The sequence below is a fragment of the Mycobacterium sp. genome (genome assembly GCF_965229265.1).
GTDB lineage: Bacteria > Actinomycetota > Actinomycetes > Mycobacteriales > Mycobacteriaceae > Mycobacterium.
Genome location: NZ_CBDDIY010000013.1, coordinates 278084 through 294603 on the forward strand (window position 1 = coordinate 278084; position 16520 = coordinate 294603).

The 16520-nt window shown below is 69.2% G+C and carries 24 protein-coding genes; 11 read left to right on the top strand and 13 right to left on the bottom strand.

Annotated elements, in window-relative coordinates; translation table 11 throughout:
* Positions 1 to 6: 6 nt before the first annotated feature.
* Positions 7 to 741 carry a YqjF family protein gene (locus ADBZ9K_RS23380; RefSeq protein WP_526624644.1) on the top strand — a complete coding sequence of 245 codons (735 nt, stop codon included), beginning with the start codon at positions 7 to 9 and terminating at the stop codon, positions 739 to 741.
* Positions 742 to 766: 25 nt separating this feature from the next.
* Complete coding sequence (locus ADBZ9K_RS23385) at positions 767 to 1045, top strand: hypothetical protein (protein WP_526624645.1); 279 nt, start codon at positions 767 to 769, stop codon at positions 1043 to 1045.
* Between the two features lie 8 nt (positions 1046 to 1053).
* Here the strand turns inward: ADBZ9K_RS23385 and ADBZ9K_RS23390 are convergent, their stop codons facing one another.
* Genes ADBZ9K_RS23390 through ADBZ9K_RS23400 form a run of 3 tightly spaced genes read right to left on the bottom strand, consistent with a single transcriptional unit; the run spans position 1054 to position 3239 of the window.
* Positions 1054 to 1890 carry an acyl-CoA thioesterase domain-containing protein gene (locus ADBZ9K_RS23390; protein ID WP_526624646.1) on the bottom strand — a complete coding sequence of 279 codons (837 nt, stop codon included), beginning with the start codon at positions 1888 to 1890 and terminating at the stop codon, positions 1054 to 1056.
* Between the two features lie 31 nt (positions 1891 to 1921).
* On the bottom strand, positions 1922 to 2263 hold the full coding sequence (locus tag ADBZ9K_RS23395) for a GNAT family N-acetyltransferase (RefSeq protein ID WP_526624647.1): 342 nt from the start codon (positions 2261 to 2263) through the stop codon (positions 1922 to 1924).
* 7 nt (positions 2264 to 2270) lie between these two features.
* A complete protein-coding gene (locus tag ADBZ9K_RS23400; RefSeq protein ID WP_526624648.1) occupies positions 2271 to 3239 on the bottom strand; it encodes a pirin family protein in 969 nt (322 codons plus the stop codon).
* Positions 3240 to 3413: 174 nt separating this feature from the next.
* Here ADBZ9K_RS23400 and ADBZ9K_RS23405 point away from each other — a divergent pair, with 174 nt between their 5' ends.
* The gene (locus ADBZ9K_RS23405; RefSeq protein ID WP_526625597.1) at positions 3414 to 4298 is read left to right on the top strand and encodes an EamA family transporter; all 885 of its coding nucleotides are present in this window, start codon (positions 3414 to 3416) and stop codon (positions 4296 to 4298) included.
* A 34-nt stretch (positions 4299 to 4332) separates the two neighbouring features.
* On the opposite strand, the gene ADBZ9K_RS23410 is transcribed toward ADBZ9K_RS23405, so the two are convergent.
* Both ADBZ9K_RS23410 and ADBZ9K_RS23415 read right to left on the bottom strand, forming a co-directional pair.
* Positions 4333 to 4629 carry a hypothetical protein gene (locus ADBZ9K_RS23410; RefSeq protein ID WP_526624649.1) on the bottom strand — a complete coding sequence of 99 codons (297 nt, stop codon included), beginning with the start codon at positions 4627 to 4629 and terminating at the stop codon, positions 4333 to 4335.
* A gap of 93 nt (positions 4630 to 4722) precedes the next feature.
* On the bottom strand, positions 4723 to 5343 hold the full coding sequence (locus tag ADBZ9K_RS23415) for a TetR/AcrR family transcriptional regulator (protein ID WP_526624650.1): 621 nt from the start codon (positions 5341 to 5343) through the stop codon (positions 4723 to 4725).
* 96 nt (positions 5344 to 5439) lie between these two features.
* On the opposite strand from ADBZ9K_RS23415, the gene ADBZ9K_RS23420 reads away from it, so the two are divergent.
* A complete protein-coding gene (locus ADBZ9K_RS23420) occupies positions 5440 to 6579 on the top strand; it encodes an aromatic ring-hydroxylating oxygenase subunit alpha (RefSeq protein ID WP_526624651.1) in 1140 nt (379 codons plus the stop codon).
* Positions 6580 to 6600: 21 nt separating this feature from the next.
* Here the strand turns inward: ADBZ9K_RS23420 and ADBZ9K_RS23425 are convergent, their stop codons facing one another.
* Complete coding sequence (locus ADBZ9K_RS23425; RefSeq protein ID WP_526624652.1) at positions 6601 to 7011, bottom strand: WhiB family transcriptional regulator; 411 nt, start codon at positions 7009 to 7011, stop codon at positions 6601 to 6603.
* Positions 7012 to 7141: 130 nt separating this feature from the next.
* Here ADBZ9K_RS23425 and ADBZ9K_RS23430 point away from each other — a divergent pair, with 130 nt between their 5' ends.
* The 6 genes from ADBZ9K_RS23430 to ADBZ9K_RS23455 are packed head-to-tail and all read left to right on the top strand — an operon-like array spanning position 7142 to position 11180.
* Positions 7142 to 7882, top strand: coding sequence for a helix-turn-helix domain-containing protein (locus tag ADBZ9K_RS23430; protein ID WP_526624653.1), 741 nt, complete (start codon positions 7142 to 7144; stop codon positions 7880 to 7882).
* Positions 7879 to 8664 (top strand): C40 family peptidase, encoded by a 786-nt coding sequence (locus tag ADBZ9K_RS23435; RefSeq protein ID WP_526624654.1) that lies wholly within the window; start codon positions 7879 to 7881, stop codon positions 8662 to 8664. The genes ADBZ9K_RS23430 and ADBZ9K_RS23435 overlap by 4 nt, the downstream gene beginning before the upstream one ends.
* A gap of 60 nt (positions 8665 to 8724) precedes the next feature.
* The gene (locus ADBZ9K_RS23440; protein ID WP_526624655.1) at positions 8725 to 9084 is read left to right on the top strand and encodes a DUF4226 domain-containing protein; all 360 of its coding nucleotides are present in this window, start codon (positions 8725 to 8727) and stop codon (positions 9082 to 9084) included.
* A 58-nt stretch (positions 9085 to 9142) separates the two neighbouring features.
* Positions 9143 to 10555 (top strand): DUF4226 domain-containing protein, encoded by a 1413-nt coding sequence (locus tag ADBZ9K_RS23445; protein WP_526624656.1) that lies wholly within the window; start codon positions 9143 to 9145, stop codon positions 10553 to 10555.
* 2 nt (positions 10556 to 10557) lie between these two features.
* The gene (locus ADBZ9K_RS23450; RefSeq protein ID WP_526624657.1) at positions 10558 to 10875 is read left to right on the top strand and encodes a type VII secretion target; all 318 of its coding nucleotides are present in this window, start codon (positions 10558 to 10560) and stop codon (positions 10873 to 10875) included.
* Positions 10872 to 11180 carry a DUF2694 family protein gene (locus ADBZ9K_RS23455; RefSeq protein ID WP_526624658.1) on the top strand — a complete coding sequence of 103 codons (309 nt, stop codon included), beginning with the start codon at positions 10872 to 10874 and terminating at the stop codon, positions 11178 to 11180. Before ADBZ9K_RS23450 ends, ADBZ9K_RS23455 begins: the two co-directional genes overlap by 4 nt.
* Before the next feature lie 5 nt (positions 11181 to 11185).
* On the opposite strand, the gene ADBZ9K_RS23460 is transcribed toward ADBZ9K_RS23455, so the two are convergent.
* From ADBZ9K_RS23460 to ADBZ9K_RS23485, 6 genes are all read right to left on the bottom strand, one after another.
* Positions 11186 to 11326, bottom strand: coding sequence for a hypothetical protein (locus ADBZ9K_RS23460; RefSeq protein ID WP_526624659.1), 141 nt, complete (start codon positions 11324 to 11326; stop codon positions 11186 to 11188).
* A gap of 37 nt (positions 11327 to 11363) precedes the next feature.
* Positions 11364 to 12617, bottom strand: coding sequence for a lipase LipE (lipE, locus tag ADBZ9K_RS23465; RefSeq protein ID WP_526624660.1), 1254 nt, complete (start codon positions 12615 to 12617; stop codon positions 11364 to 11366).
* The gene (locus ADBZ9K_RS23470; RefSeq protein ID WP_526624661.1) at positions 12614 to 13096 is read right to left on the bottom strand and encodes a peroxynitrite isomerase; all 483 of its coding nucleotides are present in this window, start codon (positions 13094 to 13096) and stop codon (positions 12614 to 12616) included. The genes lipE and ADBZ9K_RS23470 overlap by 4 nt, the downstream gene beginning before the upstream one ends.
* 21 nt (positions 13097 to 13117) lie before the next feature.
* A complete protein-coding gene (locus ADBZ9K_RS23475) occupies positions 13118 to 13525 on the bottom strand; it encodes a VOC family protein (protein ID WP_526624662.1) in 408 nt (135 codons plus the stop codon).
* Between the two features lie 62 nt (positions 13526 to 13587).
* Positions 13588 to 14223, bottom strand: a complete 636-nt coding sequence (locus tag ADBZ9K_RS23480; RefSeq protein WP_526624663.1) for a methyltransferase domain-containing protein — start codon at positions 14221 to 14223, stop codon at positions 13588 to 13590.
* 60 nt (positions 14224 to 14283) lie between these two features.
* Positions 14284 to 14724, bottom strand: coding sequence for an STAS domain-containing protein (locus ADBZ9K_RS23485; protein WP_526624664.1), 441 nt, complete (start codon positions 14722 to 14724; stop codon positions 14284 to 14286).
* Between the two features lie 384 nt (positions 14725 to 15108).
* On the opposite strand from ADBZ9K_RS23485, the gene ADBZ9K_RS23490 reads away from it, so the two are divergent.
* Positions 15109 to 15975, top strand: a complete 867-nt coding sequence (locus ADBZ9K_RS23490) for a rhomboid family intramembrane serine protease (protein WP_526624665.1) — start codon at positions 15109 to 15111, stop codon at positions 15973 to 15975.
* 19 nt (positions 15976 to 15994) lie between these two features.
* On the opposite strand, the gene ADBZ9K_RS23495 is transcribed toward ADBZ9K_RS23490, so the two are convergent.
* Positions 15995 to 16447 (bottom strand): hypothetical protein, encoded by a 453-nt coding sequence (locus tag ADBZ9K_RS23495; RefSeq protein ID WP_526624666.1) that lies wholly within the window; start codon positions 16445 to 16447, stop codon positions 15995 to 15997.
* Positions 16448 to 16520 lie beyond the last annotated feature (73 nt).

A 16520-nucleotide genomic window follows, 5' to 3' on the forward strand; every position in this document is an offset into this window, starting at 1 on the left:
CCTGGGGTGACCGGCCCGCTCCCGGCGGGATACCCGGTCCTGCCGCCGCCGCTGGGCCGTCCGGTATGGGTGGACCAGAGCTGGCTCGAGCTGACCTTCCTGCACTGGCCGGTGCACGCCGGTGACATCGCCCATCTGTATCCCGCCGGAACCCGCCCCGATCTGTTCGACGGCATGACCTATGTCGGGCTGGTGCCCTTCCGGATGGGCCACACCGCCTTGGGCGCCGGGCCGGCACTGCCCTACTTCGGCGCGTTCGCCGAAACCAACGTCCGGTTGTATTCCGTCGACGCCGCGGGCCGCCACGGGGTGCTATTCCGATCCCTGGAGACCACCCGGTTGGCGGTGGTTCCCGCGGTCCGCATCGGGATGGGCGTGCCCTACACCTGGGCGCGAATGCGGATCACCCGGTCCGGGAACGTGATCAGCTACGACAGCCTCCGGCGCTGGCCGCACCGCGGGCTGCACAGCCGGCTCACGGTCCGGGTGGGCGAACCGGTCGAGCCCACGCCGTTGGAACTCTGGCTGACCGCGCGCTGGGGTGCCCACACCCGCAAGGCGGGCCGGACCTGGTGGGTGCCCAACGAGCACGGCCCGTGGCCGGTGCGGGCGGCCGAGGTCGTCGACCTCGACGACGAACTGGTGGCCGGCGCCGGTGTCCGCACCGCCGGTGAATCGCTGCGCGCCCTGTACTCCCCCAGCATGCGGACCCGGTTCGGCCGGCCGATCGTGGTCGCGTGACGGGCGCGCGCAGTAAGCTCACCCGATGACCGTTCGGGCCCGGATCTCCAGGGCGCTGCTCGCCGGCGCGTGTGGCGCGCTGTTCGTGGCTGCGCCGGTCATGGTGGCGGCCCCGGCCAACGCCTGCCCGATCGGCCATGCCTCAGATCCCATTACCGGCCAGTGCTACGTGGCCAACGGCGGCGTACCCAGTGTCGGTGGCATCCCCTGCATTCCCGGCAAGTCGATGGGCACCTGCCTGGGCATCCTGCAGAACCAGTCTCCGCCGGGCGGCGGCCCACCGGTGGGCGGCCCGTGGCCGTGACCGGCTAGCTACCGCATCGTTGTCGGCTGGAATGACTCCACCGGGTTGACCAATGCCACCGCCATCGCGTTGCCGATCGGTCCGTGCTCGTCGAAGACTGCCGCGACTCCGGATGCGACCCCGTCGTGGCTGCTGTGCACCAGCGCGGCCAGCCCGATGTTCGCGCCCCGGGGCAGCCGGGTCAGGCTCAGCGTGTAGTCGGCGTTGATGTAACGCAATCCGGTTGTCCCCCAATGGGTCAACGCGCTGGTGGCGTCGGCGGCCATCGCCGCTTCGACGAACGGGCTGGTTTCCTCGCCCGCGACGAGCGGGCGTAACTGCCGCACCCACGCGTACTTCGGCCCGCCGGCATGCCATTCGGCGAAGCCGAACCTGCCACCGGATGAGCCCTCTCCCCCGAATCCCCAGACGAACATCGGCAGGTCGTCGGGCAGCGGGCCAGGATCGGGCGGCAGCGGCGGCATTTCGACCGCCGATGACCAGATGTCGCCGGTGGGCTGCTGACCACGTCGCAGGAACACCGCGCTGGCCCGCGACACGACGGCACCGTCCTGGACGAGTTCGGCATCGATCAGCCGGATGCGCTGTCCTTCGCGGCGCACGGCGGTGCGCACCTCCAGCGGTGCGATCGCCGTCGGGCGGAGCAGATCGACGGTGAGCCGGGCGGGAACGAAGTCGTCAGTCTGGCCGGCCCCCTCCACGGCGCGGGCCAACACTCCGCCCACGACGTGGCCGCTGATCGTGGGCCCCCACGGCCCCTTGGCCACCGGGTCGGGCAGCAGCACCTGGCCGTCGGAGGTGAAGTAGGCCAGCGATAGGTCTCTGGTGCTGCCGGGTTCCGCCACGACAAGACACGATAGTGGCGGCCTCCCGGCGTCAGCCGGTCTGTACCTGCTGCAGGATCCGCTCGATCTCGCCGGTGACCGGATCGACGTGGTCGTCGAAGTCGTGATGCTTGTCGAGGTAATCGGCCACCATCGGGCACACCGCGACGATGCGCAGCCCGGCATCCCGCGTCGCCGCGAGGGCCTCGGACGCCACGATGCTGGCCAGCCCGCGTCCCTCGTAGGCGCCGTCGATCTCGGTGTGGTGGAAGATGCGCTGCTTGTCGTGATCAACGAAGGAGGCGAAGCCGACCGGCCGGCCGTCGATGGCGATCGTGAACCGATCGTTGTGCGCGGTGACGGTGGTCGGCGTGCCGGTCTTGTCGGCGGTCATGAGGCTCCTAACGTCGGTTGCGGCGGGGCCGCAGTCGGGTGACCGGCAGCGGCGGCGCTGGCAACCGAGTCACCGAACCGGAGTACCCACTGACGGCGCCGAACCGCTCGTCGCCGTCCTGCCACAGCCGGCGGTACTCGGCGATCTCCTCGTGAGTGCGGCCGACGAAGTTCCACCACATCAGCAGTTCCTCGGTGAATGGAGCTCCGCCGAGCACCAGCATCCGCGCGGTGAGCCCGGCCGGGTTGTGCAGCCGCAGGGTGTCCGACCCGGGCCCCAGGTAGGCCAACTCGCCGGGCTCGAGGCGCCGGCCGGCCACCTCGACGCAGCCCAGGTCCAGCAGCACCCCGTGCTCGAAGCCGGGGTGTACGTCCAGTTCCACGGTGGATCCAGCGGTCAGGTCGATCTGGGCACCCAGCAGCGGGGTGAAGGTGTGCACCGGCGAACGCTGGCCGGCCAGCCCGCCGAGGAACACCCGGATTGTGGCTCCGTGACGCGAAACAGCTTCGGGCACATGGTGATCGAAATCCCGCGCGGTGTTGCGGTCGGTATCGGGCAGCGCCACCCACAGCTGCACGCCGTGCAGAACCGACGTCGCCGGCGTCGAGACCTCCGAGTGGCAGATCCCGGCGCCGGCCGTCATCAGGTTCATCTCGCCCGGCCGGACGAGCTGATGCACGCCGGCGCTGTCGCGGTGTTCGATCTCACCGCGGAAGAGCCAGCTGACGGTTTGCAGTCCGGTGTGCGGGTGCGGCGGGACGTCCATTCCGGCGGACTGGCGGACATCCTGCGGGCCGTAATGGTCGGCGAAGCACCACGCCCCGATCAATGAGCGCTGACGCTGCGGCAACGTCCGGCGTACCGACAGGGCACGCGGTCCGCCCAGCGGGACCTCCCTCGGGGCCAACACCTCCACGCCGGCAAAGTCCGTTGAGGCGCAGGTGAATTCCGCCGGCGCGGGTTCCAGGTTGCTCACGATCGCGCCTCGGCAGCGACAGCTGCAGGCTCACACGCCACCTTTGCGAGGGTACTCGCCGAGTGCGCTGCGCGACGGGGTCAATCCGCGTAGGGATCGGCGGGCTGCATCGGTGAGGTCGGATTTCTGCTAGCCGTCCCGCACTGCAGTCCGTGACCATCAGACATCGTGCCGATGCGACGAATGCCGGTCCTGATCCAGTTCATCCTGCTCGCCATGACCTGGGGTTCGAGCTTCCTGCTGATCAAGATCGGCCTGGCGGGCCTGGCCCCCACCCAAGTCGTCCTGGCACGCCTGGCCGGCGGTGCCGTGACACTGGTTGTGCTGATGGTGATCAGTGGTACCCGCATCCCGCCGATCGGCGCTATCTGGGCCCACCTCGGCGTCGTCGCGGTCACCTTGTGCGTGCTGCCGTTTCTGCTGTTTGCGTGGGCCGAGCAGCACATCTCGTCCGGGCTCGCTTCCATCTACAACGCCACCACCCCGCTGATGACCATGCTCGTTGCCGCAATCGTGCTACCCGAGGAACGCCCAACGTCCCGGCGGCTGGCCGGACTGCTTGTCGGGCTGATCGGCGTGCTCGTCGTCCTCGGTGCATGGCACGGCATCACCGGTGGCAGCGGTGCCGCTCAAGCCGCATGTCTGTTGGCCACTGCCAGCTATGGAGCCGCGTTCGTCTACCTGCGCCGATTCCTTGCCCACCGCGCCATTCCCGCACTCAGTGTGGCCACCGTGCAGGTATGCATCGGCGCTGCGGTCATGCTCGCCCTCGCCCCCTTCGTCGCCGCGCAGCCGGTGCATCTGACGGCCCGAGTCGTCGTCAGTGTCCTTCTTCTCGGGGTGCTGGGAACCGGGCTGGCCTACGTCTGGAACACCAACGTCGTCACCCTCTGGGGCGCCACCACCGCCTCGACGGTGACCTATCTGACCCCGGTCATCGGTGTGTCGCTGGGCGTCCTTGTGCTCGCCGAACCGATCACCTGGAATCAACCCGTCGGCGCGGCATTAGTGATCGCCGGTGTCGCACTCACCCGTGCTCGGCAGGCGGGTATCCGCTGACTGGTCGAGCGCGACACGAGCGAATCGAGGCGGTCTAATCCGCGCGGGCGTCGGAGGACGGGCCGGTGCCGTCGGCGGAAATGTCGGGGGCGAACATCTCCGGGGTCACCGCGGGGTCCACCGGCTCGTCGTCCGCGGCGGTCTCGTCGTCATCCGGTGTCGTGTAGCGGGCCGATAGCTGGCGGTGCTCGACCCGCCAGTCCCGCAACAGCAGCACGATCCCCAGGCCCGCCAGGGCGACCACCGCGAGCGCGACGAACGTGCTGTCGGTCAGGATCGCCACCAGCAGTGCCACCAGCCCCGCCAGGGCCACCACTACCACGACCGTCACGGACCGCTCCCCTCGACAGCGCATCGATTCGTCGTCACAGTGTTTACTGCATACCCACCGCCGGGGGCGGCAATGACCGAGGCGGTCAGCGCGTCAGCGGGTGTGCACCGGCGCCCGCAACGGGGCGGTGAGCATCGCGGCCAGCATCGTCACGATCTCCTCCAGGCTGTCGGGACCCTCTTCCCCCGAGTCCCGGGGACCGTCGCCGGCCTCCACCCGTCGCTCATGGTCGGCCAGCAGCGCGAACATCGCGGTGGCCACGGAGCCGACCCGGCGCTCGCGACCACTGCGTTCCTTCAGGGGCACCAGCCTGGCCAGGGCGTCGAGGATGCGCGGCCAGGCCGACTCGGCCGGGCTCTGCGGCTCGTTCTTCAATCGGATCCGGACCACCTCGAGGAACCGGGCATAGTGGGTGCCTTCGCAGTGGAAGAACGGGCCGACCAGGATGCGCAGCACGGCCTTGGCGTCGGTCATATCCTCGGCCGACATGCGGTCCAGCAGGGCCTGCCGTTCGACCTCCATCGGAACCAGCCGGCGGGCCACCACCGCGTCGATGAGGTCTTGGCGGCTGCGGAAGTAGTAGTTGACCGCCGAGTTGTTGCGTTGGCCCGCGGCCTTGGCGATCTCGCGTAGCGGCACCTCGAAGCCGTGCTCGGCGATCAGCTGTTCGGCTGCGTCGAGCAGCTCCTCCCGGGATCGGGCGCCGCGGTCCACGCGAGCAGTCTAGTGAACGCTAGGCAGCATTAAGCACATGTGCTTAAATTGGCCGCGGGTGCAATTGTTCAAACCAGAGCGAAAAGGATGCGCCACATGAACCAGATCCGGGAGATCGACACCGGCACGCCGATGACGCGGTTCGCACGCGGCTGGCACTGCCTGGGCCTGGCCGACAGCTTCCGTGACGGCAAGCCGCACGGCATCCAGGCCTTCGGCGGAAAACTGGTGGTCTACGCCGACTCGCACGGCGACATCCACGTGCTCGACGGCTACTGCCGGCACCTGGGGGCCGACCTGGGGATGGGCTCGATCAAGGGTGACAACGTGGCCTGCCCGTTCCACGACTGGCGCTGGAACGGCGCGACCGGACGCTGCGCCGAGATCCCCTACGCCCGCCGCGTTCCCAAGCTGGCGCGTACCCGCAAGTGGCAGACCCTCGAGGTCAACGGTCAGCTGCTGGTGTGGCACGACCCCGAAGGGTCGACGCCGTCCGAAGAACTGAACCCCCCGCAGATCGAGGGCATGGGCACCGACAAGTGGTCGAAGTGGACCTGGAACTCGATCCTCATCGAGGGCGCGCACTGCCGCGAGATCGTCGACAACAACGTCGACATGGCGCACTTCTTCTACATCCACTACGCCTACCCGACGTACTTCAAGAACGTGTTCGAAGGCCACACCGCCAGCCAGTTCATGGAGTCCAAGGGCCGCCAGGACTTCACCGAGCATCCGGAGCGACTGTGGGAGGGCACCAAGTTGCGCTCCGAGGCCACCTACTTCGGCCCGTCGTACATGATCAACTGGCTGCACAACGACCTTGGCCCCGACTTCACCGTGAACTCGGTGCTGATCAACTGCCACTACCCGATCACGCAGAACTCGTTCCTGCTGCAGTTCGGTGTCTCGGTGGAGGTGCCGGCCGGCATGACGAAGGAGAAGGCCGACAAGCTCGCCGAGTCCTACTCCAAGGTGTATGAGGTCGGCTTCCTGCAGGACGTCGAGATCTGGAAGCACAAGACGCGCATCGAGAACCCGTTGTTGTGCGAGGAGGACGGCGCGTTGTACCAGTACCGCCGGTGGTACGAGCAGTTCTACGTCGACGCCGCCGATGTGACCGCGGACATGACCAACCGGTTCGAGCTCGAGGTCGACACCACGCACGCCTACGGCGTCTGGCAGCGCGAAGTCGAAGACAACCTGCAGAAGCGCTCTGAGGCAACCGTTTCCGGGTAGGCCGTTAGCATCTGACGTCTTTCACGCCGCGGTGCGCGACCGGCTCAGCGGCAGGTGCACGACGGTTGCCACGGCGACCGGCAGGGCCTCGCTACGCGTGAGCAGCTCGACGCTCTCGGGCAGTTCGCGGGGGTTGAGGTCGCCCTCGGCAATACGCCGCAGTACCTCGTGGGCGCGGGCGAGCTGGCCGCGCTTGCGGTACTGACCGCCGGGCAACTTCACACCGGCCCACACCCCGTACTCCTCGCCGCCGTCGACGGCGCTGCGCGCGCAGGCTCGCTGTTGAGCCAGCGGGCAGCGCCGCAGGCAGATGGTCCTGGCCCGGGTGGCGGACTGCTCGTAGACGCGGGCCTTGGCGGCCCCGTCGCTGGCGTCGTCGTCGGCGTAGCCGAACCACAGATCAGGCTCGGTCGAGCACGGGCGGTCGTTCATCGCAGCCTCCTTGTCGGGAAATCGATGACGGAACCGTATACGACCGCACGGTCGAGCGCAATCAAAACGTAGAACAAAACGTATAAACGATGACGGCTGTGTACGATCCGCATATGGCTGGAGCCCGTCGGTGAGCCGAGAGGCGGCGGGCGCGGCCATTCGAGCGCTGCGGGAATCGCGCGGATGGTCACTGGCCGACCTGGCCGGTGAAACCGGCGTGAGCATCATGGGCCTCAGCTTCCTGGAGCGCGGCGCCAGGAAGCCACACAAAGGCACAGTTCAGAAGGTTGAAAATGGCCTGGGCCTGCCGCCGGGCACGTATGCGCGGCTGGTCGTCGCCGACGATCCGGACGCCGAACTCGACCAGTTGCTCGCCGTCGCACCGACCGTGCGCGCCCAGCCGCGGGCGGCCACCGGCGTCATCGTCAACCGCCACAGCGACGCCGATGTGCTCGAAGCGCATGCCGAGGCGCACCTGGAATCGCTCAGATCGTTGATAGCCCGCCTGCCAGCGGAGACGTCAAACGAATACGAAACGTATATTCAGTCCGTGATCGCTCAATGCGTGAAGGCCGAGATCCTGGCCGCCAACTCGTGGCGCGTCGCGGTCAACGCCGGCGCCGAATCAACCGACCGGCTGATGACCCATCTGGAGTCCCTGGAAGCCATCCGAACCGGGCTGCTCGCGCGGTTGCCCGGCAGCATCGGCGCCCGATTCGACCAGGCGTGCGCCCGCTCGCTGCTCCCGGAATCGGTGATCGCGACGCTGCTCGGGGTGAGCGCCGAACAACTGTGGGATATCCGCAACCGCGGCATGATCCCGCCCGGGGCCCTCCCGCGGGTGCGGGCCTTCGTCGAGGGCGCACCGTGAGCGGGGAGGTGGAGCTGCTGCAGCGCGCGCACGCGCTGTTCGCCGGTGACCCGCTGCCGCGCACGGTGGGTACGGCACCCGCGGCACCGTTCGCGCCGGCCGACGGACTCCCCGCCGGCTACCCCGCCGCGGCCGCCGACCATGGCGGGCGACTCGCCGCCGCGGCGCGCGTCGATGCCGAACTGTCGGCGATCCTGGCCCGCGCCCACCGCGACCGCGCCGAGGCGCAACAGCAGACCAGGGCGGTGCTGGAGGCGGCCCGCGCCGACGCCGCGGCAGTGCCGGACAACCCGGTAGCCCATCGTGAGTTGATGCGGCGCAGAGCCGCTCGGCTGCGCGCCCAGCACGACCATGTGCTCGCCGCGCGCCGGCGCGCCCGGCGCCGCCTCGCTGTGCTGCGGGCGTTGCGCTACCCGATCCGCCGGCACCGCCTGCCTGTGGCGAGCGCTCGAGCCGCCTTGGCGGTGCGCGCCGCGCTGTCTCGCTTGGGCTGTCCCTACGTCTGGGGCGCCACCGGGCCGGACCGGTTCGACTGTTCCGGGCTGGTGAAATGGGCCTACGCGCAGGCCGGGGTGCAGTTGGATCGCACCACCTACGACCAGGTCAATGACGGTGTGCCCATTGCCCGTTCGCAGGTGCGTCCGGGGGACCTGGTGTTTCCCAACCCCGGCCATGTTCAGCTGGCGATCGGCAACGGTCTGGTGGTGGAGGCGCCGCACGCCGGGGCCACTGTCCGCATCAGCCGACTGGGCAGCGACGTCGTCATCCGGCGACCGCTGTAGGAACCGATCGCGCCGGGGTGGTGAGTTGTTCGGCCTCACCGCGATGAGTACCGTCGAGCCATGGCCGAGCACGTCGGAGCGTCGGGAGCGGCTCTCGAGTCCGCCCGCGCGGTGCTGGCCGCCCGCGACGGCGACCTCGCCCGCGCCGACGCCGAGCTGGCCTCGGTGCTCTCCGGCGCGCACGCCGCAGCGACCGACGCCATCCACAGGCTCGATGCGGTCAGCGCCGAGATCGAGGCGGCCGTGGCCCAGCGCGCCACCATGGAGCCCCATGAGGGCCGCGAATTCGCCCGGTTCCTGATCCAGAAGCACCGCGAGACTCTCGATATCCTCACCGCCGCCCGCGCCGATGCCGATGCCAAAGTCGTTGTGCTGCGCCAACTTCTGGCGCACTACCGACAGCCGCCACGCGCCGTGTGAAGGGTGAATTGTCGGCTGTCCGCCCACTGGATACAGTCGCCGCCATGAAAGGCCGCCGGTGGCGACATACCAAGAACTGCTCGACGCGATAGCCCGCGTCGGCGCCGCCACCGGTGACGGCCGGGCGTGGATGGCCGGGCTATCGGGGGCGGATCTGGCCGTGGTCACCAGCCCGGCAAGTGTGGTCGCAGCCAACGCCGTCGATGACGTGCTGACCAAAATCCATGCCCAGCATCGTCAGATCTTTGATCCGCCCACCCAGGCGGCGCCGGCCGGACCAGACCTCACGCCGGGGGAGGGCACCGCGGCCGAAGCCATCTGGACCGCCGAAACCTCGCTGGCACACCAGACCTCGGCCAGCGCGCAGTTGGACCTGCAGGTCGTCGCGGCGGTGCTGAACGCGCATGCCGGCCACGCCGCCGGCCGCGCGGCCCTCGACGGTCTGCAGCACGACATCGAGTCGGCCGTCGCGACCCGCACCGACCTCGACACCCCCGCCGGTGCGCGCGCCTTCCAGCGCTACCTGATCGGGAAGCTGCGCGACATTCGGACTGTGGTTGAGACCGCTGGCCTGGATGCCACGTCCAAAGCCGCGCTGGCCGCGGCGCTGGCATCGCTGTACGCCGCGGCCGCCCCGGAGAGCGGCGACCAACCCCGGCCCACCCCCGCACCGGCCGACGGGGCGGGGGAGCAGCGCCCACGCGAGGACGTCCCCCCGGCCGACCCGATGGCCGATCCGCTCCTGGACAGCCTGTTTCCCGAGGACCTGGCCGATCCGGCCGCGGCCGCGCCTGCTGCGGCCGCCCCAGCGTCCGCGCCGCTGGTTCCCCCGATGGCCGCCATGCCTGCCCTGGGTGGGGCCGGCATCCCGGGCGGCGGCGTCCCGGCGGCGTTCCCACCGCTGTCACCGCCGTCCCTCGGCGACTCGGCGCCGCTGCGCGTTCCCGCCGTCGACGACGGTGCCCTGTTCGACGACCCGCCCGTCGACGAACCCGCGGACGAGCCCGACGCGGTCACCGAGGACACGACGGACACCGACGAGGAAACCCCCGAACCGTCGCCATCGGAGACCGTCGTCCACCTGCCCAACGGCGAGAGCGTCACCGCGTCCAGCCCGCAACTGGCCGCGGCGATCACCGCCGCCGTGGCGGGCACCCCCATCCCGGAGGCGTTCCGGCAGCAGGGCATCACGATTCCGCCGCCCGGTAGCGCGGTGCCGCATCCGGTCGAGCCAGCCAGGCTGATGGCCGGCGACATCGGCGTGCTGACTGACCGTCACGCGCTGGCGCTGGGCAACGGCAAAGCCGTGTTCAACAACCAGATCCAACCCATTGCCAGCGTGACCGGGCCGAGCTTCCTAGGGTGGGAGCATCCGCCGCAACCGGGAGCCCGAGCCGAATCCGGATCGTCCAACCAACCGACTCCCACCCGGCCGGCGGTCACGGCCGGTCCACCGGCGATAGGAGAGTGATAATGGCAGAGCGCATCCATGTGGTGCCCGACGAGCTGCGCCGTGCGGCGGTGCACCACCAGGAGACCGCCGAGCAGCTGAGCACACTGCCGGCCAGCCACGAGGAGATCCTGGCCAGCCTGGAATCGCTCGGCCCGATCTTCGGCGAATTGCGCGATGCCGGCCGCGAGCTGCTCGATCAGCGGCGCGCCTGCTACGAGCAACAGGCCGCGGCGCACGTCGAGCTAGCCACCAACCTGCGCCACGCCGCCGACGTGTGGGAGCACCAGGACAGCGCCGCCGCCGCCGAATTCGGCAAGATCACCGAGGCCGGCCCGTGACCGACGCCGATCCCGCGTTCGACGCCGTCCACCCCAGCGGCCACCTCCTGTTCCGGTCCTGCCGGGGCGGGTACCTGCACAGCGTCACGCTGGCCGAGCCCGCGATGGACACCGACGCGGACACGTTGGCGCAGGCGATCCTGCTGACCGCCGACGTGTCCTACCTCAAGGCGCTGGTGCAGGTTCGGTCCGAGATCATCGCTGCGGGCCACACGCCGTCAGCCGACGTGCCGGGGCCCGCCGACCTGCAGCGGGCCACCGCGGCGTTGCACGCGCACCGGTTGCGGCCCGTTCCCCCGGCCTGAGCGGGCTACTGGCCGGGCTCGCCACCGTCAATGTCGGGGCCGATGATCCCTGGCGGCGCAACGGGATTGGCGCCGAAGAGCTCGCGGGCTCGCTGCAGCAGGGCGCGCAGCTCGTCGAGTTGCTGCTGCAGCAGCGAGTCACCCATGGCCGGTACGTTAACCGCCCCACCCGGCGGGCACAATTCACCCGCCGGTGCGGGGGATCTCGGCGTTGATGCGGTCCAACAGGGCGGTGTAGCGGCCGGCTTCGCGGTGCCGCCCCGGCTTGCCGCTGCTGATCAGCCCGACCGACAGCCGACGCTGCGGGTCGGCCCAGATCGCCACGTTGGTCAGCCCGGTGTGACCGAACGCCGCCGCGGCGTCCCGCCCGAACGGACCGAAACGCGTTGAACCCAGCATGTATCCGGTGCCCCACCGCATCGGCGCCAGACCCGTGGCCACGTCCGGGCGCAGTCGCCGGGCTGGTGCCGCCGCGCTCCGCAGGGTGTCGGCGGTCATGACCCGAACCCCGTCGAGTTCACCACCGCGGCGCAGGATCTCGGCAAAACGGGACATCTCGTCGGCGGTCGAGACGGTGCTGGACGACGGGATCACGCCGGTGAGGAACAACGGGGTGTTGGAGAACGGGATGATCTGCGCCATGGTGCCGCCGACTGCCGTCCGGAACGCGGCCGCGATCGGCGCAGGCAGCGGTTTACCGGTTACGTGACTCGGGGCCACCAGTGCGACATCCTGTTCGGCCACACCGTAATTCGTCCACCGGAAGCCGAGCGGGTCGAGGATCTCGGTGGCCAGGATGTCGCGGATGCTCGTCCCGGTGGCCGCCGAGACGATCTCGCGCACCAGCGGGCCCCAGGTGAGCCCGTGGTAGATGTGCATCAACCCGGGAGGGTGGATAGGCCGCAGCTCACCCAGTTTGGCGCGGGTGTACGCACTGTCGTTCATCCGCTTGAGGTTCGGCCGCGGGCCGGTGGCGAACGGCACGCCCGCGCTGTGGGTGATCACGTGGCGGATGGTGGTGCGGTCCTTGCCGTGACTGGTGTAGTTGGGCAGGTAGTCGCAGACCCGGTCGTCGAGGGAGAAGGCGCCCCGCTCGACGAGCATGTGCACCACGGTCGTGCTGATCGCCTTGGCCGCGGAGTACACGCAGAACGGGGTCGCGACGGTGACGGGCACCTTCTCCGCGGCCGGCGGGTCGTCGGGACCGTTGCCCCAACCGTGGCCGATCGCCCGGTTGAGTACGACAGCGCCGTCGTAGCGCAGGCACAACTGGATCGCCGGGTGCATGCCGGCCGCATACCAGTGCCGGGCCGCCTGCCAGATTCGGTCCACCGCGGCCGCCGGGATCAAGCTGTGGTCCTCGACGCCGATGTCGGTGACGGCGTCGAGGTCGGCCGGTACCGCGATCCGGCCGTCCCCGGCGGGGGAGGGGCTCATCGCTGCCGGTGCAGGGTGGCGGCCAGATGGTGGGTGAGCGGAACCCCCACCGCGGCCATCCGCAGGGTATAGGTCAGCTCGTCACCGATGGCGCGGATCGAACGGCTCAGCGCCGTAACCTCTTTCGCCGATCCGGTCAGCCCGATCGAGGTGGAGTCGACCTCGATGACCAGGCCGGTGCCGTCGACCGACAGGGTGCCCTCGTCGATCTCGGTGACACCGGTGGGATGCACTACGACGAACTCGATCCGATCCGGGGCAGGCAGCCGCAGATAGCCGGTCTCGGCGTGCAGCGGCCGGCCGTCGTCAGCGGCGCGGGTGCGCTGCGCATAGGTCAGGAACGGTTTGCCGGTGTGCCCGACGGTGACGTCCTCGAGGTAGCCGAACGGCTCGATGGTCGGATACTCGCCGGTACCTTTGCCTGTCCAGGTGCCCAGCAGGGGCGCCAGGATTGCGATATCGGGATGGAGTTCGGGCACCAGGCCAGGGTACGGCTCAGATCAGAGCGGACCGACGAGCTCGACCCAGTTGCCATCCGGGTCGGCCACAAACATCCACCCCATCCCGGGCACCGGGGCGAACTCGGCGAGTTCCTGCGCGACCTCGTAGCCGGCGGCCTTGACCTGCTCGGCGACCGCGGTCACGTTGGCCACCACCAGGGTGTAGTAGCGAATCCCGGCCGCAGCCGGACCCCCGCCGGGCGTCGCAGGCGCGGCCGGAGGCTCGTCCAGGGTGACCAGCTTGAGAACGTTGTTGCCGACGGCGTACCGCTTCATGGTCCCGCCGGGGAAATCGAGGTCGCCCTGAAAGGGCAGGCCCAGGAACTTCTCGTAGAAGTCGACCATCGGGCCGAGATTGGCGGTGACCAGACCGACTTCGATATTCGTTGCGAGCAGCTCGATGGCCATCGGGATTCCTCTGCGCTGAGTTGGGGTGACCCTCGGAAGGATAGCGGCGGTGGGCAGCCCGCTCAGGGCTTGGTCCCGATGGTGATCAGGTCCCACACCGCCTTGGTCCACAGCGGCCGATCGACCCGGTGCTGGTCGGTGAGGTCGAACCCGGCTTCGGCGAACAGGGTGCGCATTTCGGCCGCGGACGGATTGTGCGCGGCCCCCGACAGCGCATTGGTCAACGGGGCCAGCAGGGCAGGTTGCGGTGGGCTGATCGTGGCGACGGCGGCCAGCCCGCCGGGGCGCAACACCCGGAAGAACTCCCGCATCGCGGCCGGCTGGTCAAAGAAATGGAACGCCGACGTGGAGACGACGGCATCCAGCGCGCCGTCGTCGAACGGCAACTGCTCGGCCGGCCCCTTGAGCCAGTGCACCTGCGGAGAACGGGCCTGGGCCTGGCGCAGCATCCCGTCGGACATGTCCACGCCGTACACCGCACCGGGGTGCAGCTCGTCAGCGATACGGCTGGCGAGAATTCCTGTGCCACAGGCGATATCGGCGATCTTTTGGGCTCCGTGGGTTCTCAGCGCCGCGACCACCTCGTCCTGTGCGGGACGGTAGACCCACTGCTGCAGGACGGGCAGGTCGTAGAGCGGGGCGGCAAACGTCCAGAACCGGGTCACGACGTCGTTGAGATTGCGACCGGGTGTCGCCATGGGGGACCGCCTCCGATTGAACCGACTGTTCCCCGCCAGTCTAGGAAGCCCCGGTCGTGCTCACTTCGCCAGTGGGGTCAGCTGCGGATGGCTGTGCGGTCCACGGGCCAGGGCGGCCACCGCCGAGACGATATTGCCGGCGGTGGTCAGCAATCCCTCCGAATCGCACACTCGCAGGACACGCGTCACCTCGGGGCCGGGCACCAGCACCCAGTCGATCGTGCGCCGCGAGCACCGCGCGTGGAGGGTATGCAGCGCCGAGAAACCGTCGGCGCCGAAGAAGGCCAGTCGCGATAGGTCGAGAACGAGTTGCCGGTAGCCGCTCACCTGAGTCTCGATGTAGGCGAGCAGGTCGGCGGAGTTCGAGGCATCGATCTCGCCGACCGCCGCGACCAGCAGGGTCGTTGCGCTCAGTTCGCGGGCCCGGAACAGGCCGCGATCGGCAGGGTCGCGGCCCAGGCGTGTGACGGCCATCGGCGTCGCGGTGGTGGCAATGGACATGACGCCTCCATGTGTGCTGTGTCGCAGTGCTGTCGGGCGCCGTGTCGGGGCGGGAGACCTCGAGTCCTCGGTGCGGGAGTCTCGCCCTCGCACCATGGCGTCGCCGGGCGGCTGTGCACTCAACCTGGTGGAAATCTACTACGGATTTCGTTGCCGGACCACAATTTGTTTCGATAGCCTATACCCGCACGTCAAACCGGGTTCTCTGGCCCGCTAAATGGACGTAACCGGGTGGATGTGGCAAATATTGACGGGTTTCACAATTGAATCCGTAGGGGAGGGTGTTTGCGGTAGCCGGGCGTCCATTCCGCGCCCGGCGCCGTGGCGAACGAGATCCGATGAGACCCTGCCCGCGAACAGCACAGTATCGTTTCGGTCAGGACCATGAGCATCCCTTACCCACCGCAGACGCCGGCACCCGCACCGACCTGTTACCGGCATCCTGATCGTCAGACCTACGTTCGGTGCACCCGCTGTCAGCGGCCGATCTGCCCGGAGTGCATGCGCAGCGCGGCCGTCGGGCACCAGTGCGTGGACTGTGTCGCCGCCGCCGCGCAGGGCGTTCCCCAGGCACGGACCGCGTTCGGCGCCGTGCTGCGGCCGTCGGCCAAGCCGGTGGTGACCTACGCGCTGATCGCAGTCAATGTGCTGATGTTCGTGTTGCAGATGACTTCCCGGGACCTGCAGCGCCAGCTCGTCTTGTGGGCGCCCGGGGTGGCCGGCGGTGAGTACTACCGGCTGATCACCTCGGCGTTCATGCACTACGGAATCCTGCACCTGCTGTTCAACATGTGGGCGCTGTATGTGATCGGGCCGCCGCTGGAGAGGTGGCTGGGCCGGCTGCGGTTCGGCGCGCTCTACGGGCTCAGCGCACTGGGCGGGTCGGTGCTGGTCTACCTGCTGGCCCCGATCGGTGCCGCCACCGCCGGTGCCTCGGGCGCGGTCTTCGGTCTCTTCGGTGCCACGTTTGTCGTGGCCAAGCGGCTCAACCTGGACGTGCGCTGGGTCGTCATTCTGATCGCGATCAACCTGGTCATGACCTTCACGGTCCCGTCGATCAGCTGGCAGGGCCACGTCGGCGGGCTCTTGACCGGCGCACTGATCGCCGCCGCCTACACCTATGCGCCCCGGGCGAACCGCAACCTGGTTCAGGGCGGCGTCAGTGTCGGCGTCTTCGTCGTGTTCGCGGCGCTGATCTACTGGCGCAGCGCCGATCTGATCTCTCAGTTCGGTGCGTTGATCACCGGCTGAGCGGGCGTGGCCGCCCGGCTCAAAGCCTGGTCAGCCAGAACGGGTAGGTGAAGGTGCCTCCGGGCGCCCCGTCACAGCCGGCGTCGAAAGACGACTGCAGCGTGCCCGCCAGCGTCGTGGCATCCCAGGTGTACACGTCGTGGGTGGGGATGACCGGCCCGTAATAGATGTCCCCGCAGCGCAACCCGTCCGGTACGTCGACGGTCATCGTGTACTGGCCGTTCTGCAGCGTGGCGATGCCGTACCAGCCGTACGCCTTGGCGATGGGCGCCGGGTTCGCCGAGATGCGCACGCACGACGGGCTGAACTCGATCGCCGGCGGGCACGGGGTCGACGCCCACACCCAGGTGTGGAAGTCGCGCCGGTCCGGGATGATCATGTTGTAGTTGCCGGGCCAGAGTTCGGCCGAGGCAGACGGGGCCAACGCCAGAGCCGCCGCCGTCAGCGCAACGCTTACCGCCACCGTCCGCACCAGCGGACTCCCTTCGTCTGGCCATCGTGTTAGTCCGACTAGGAATCTATGCGCTGCGGTCGGCCTAATCGAG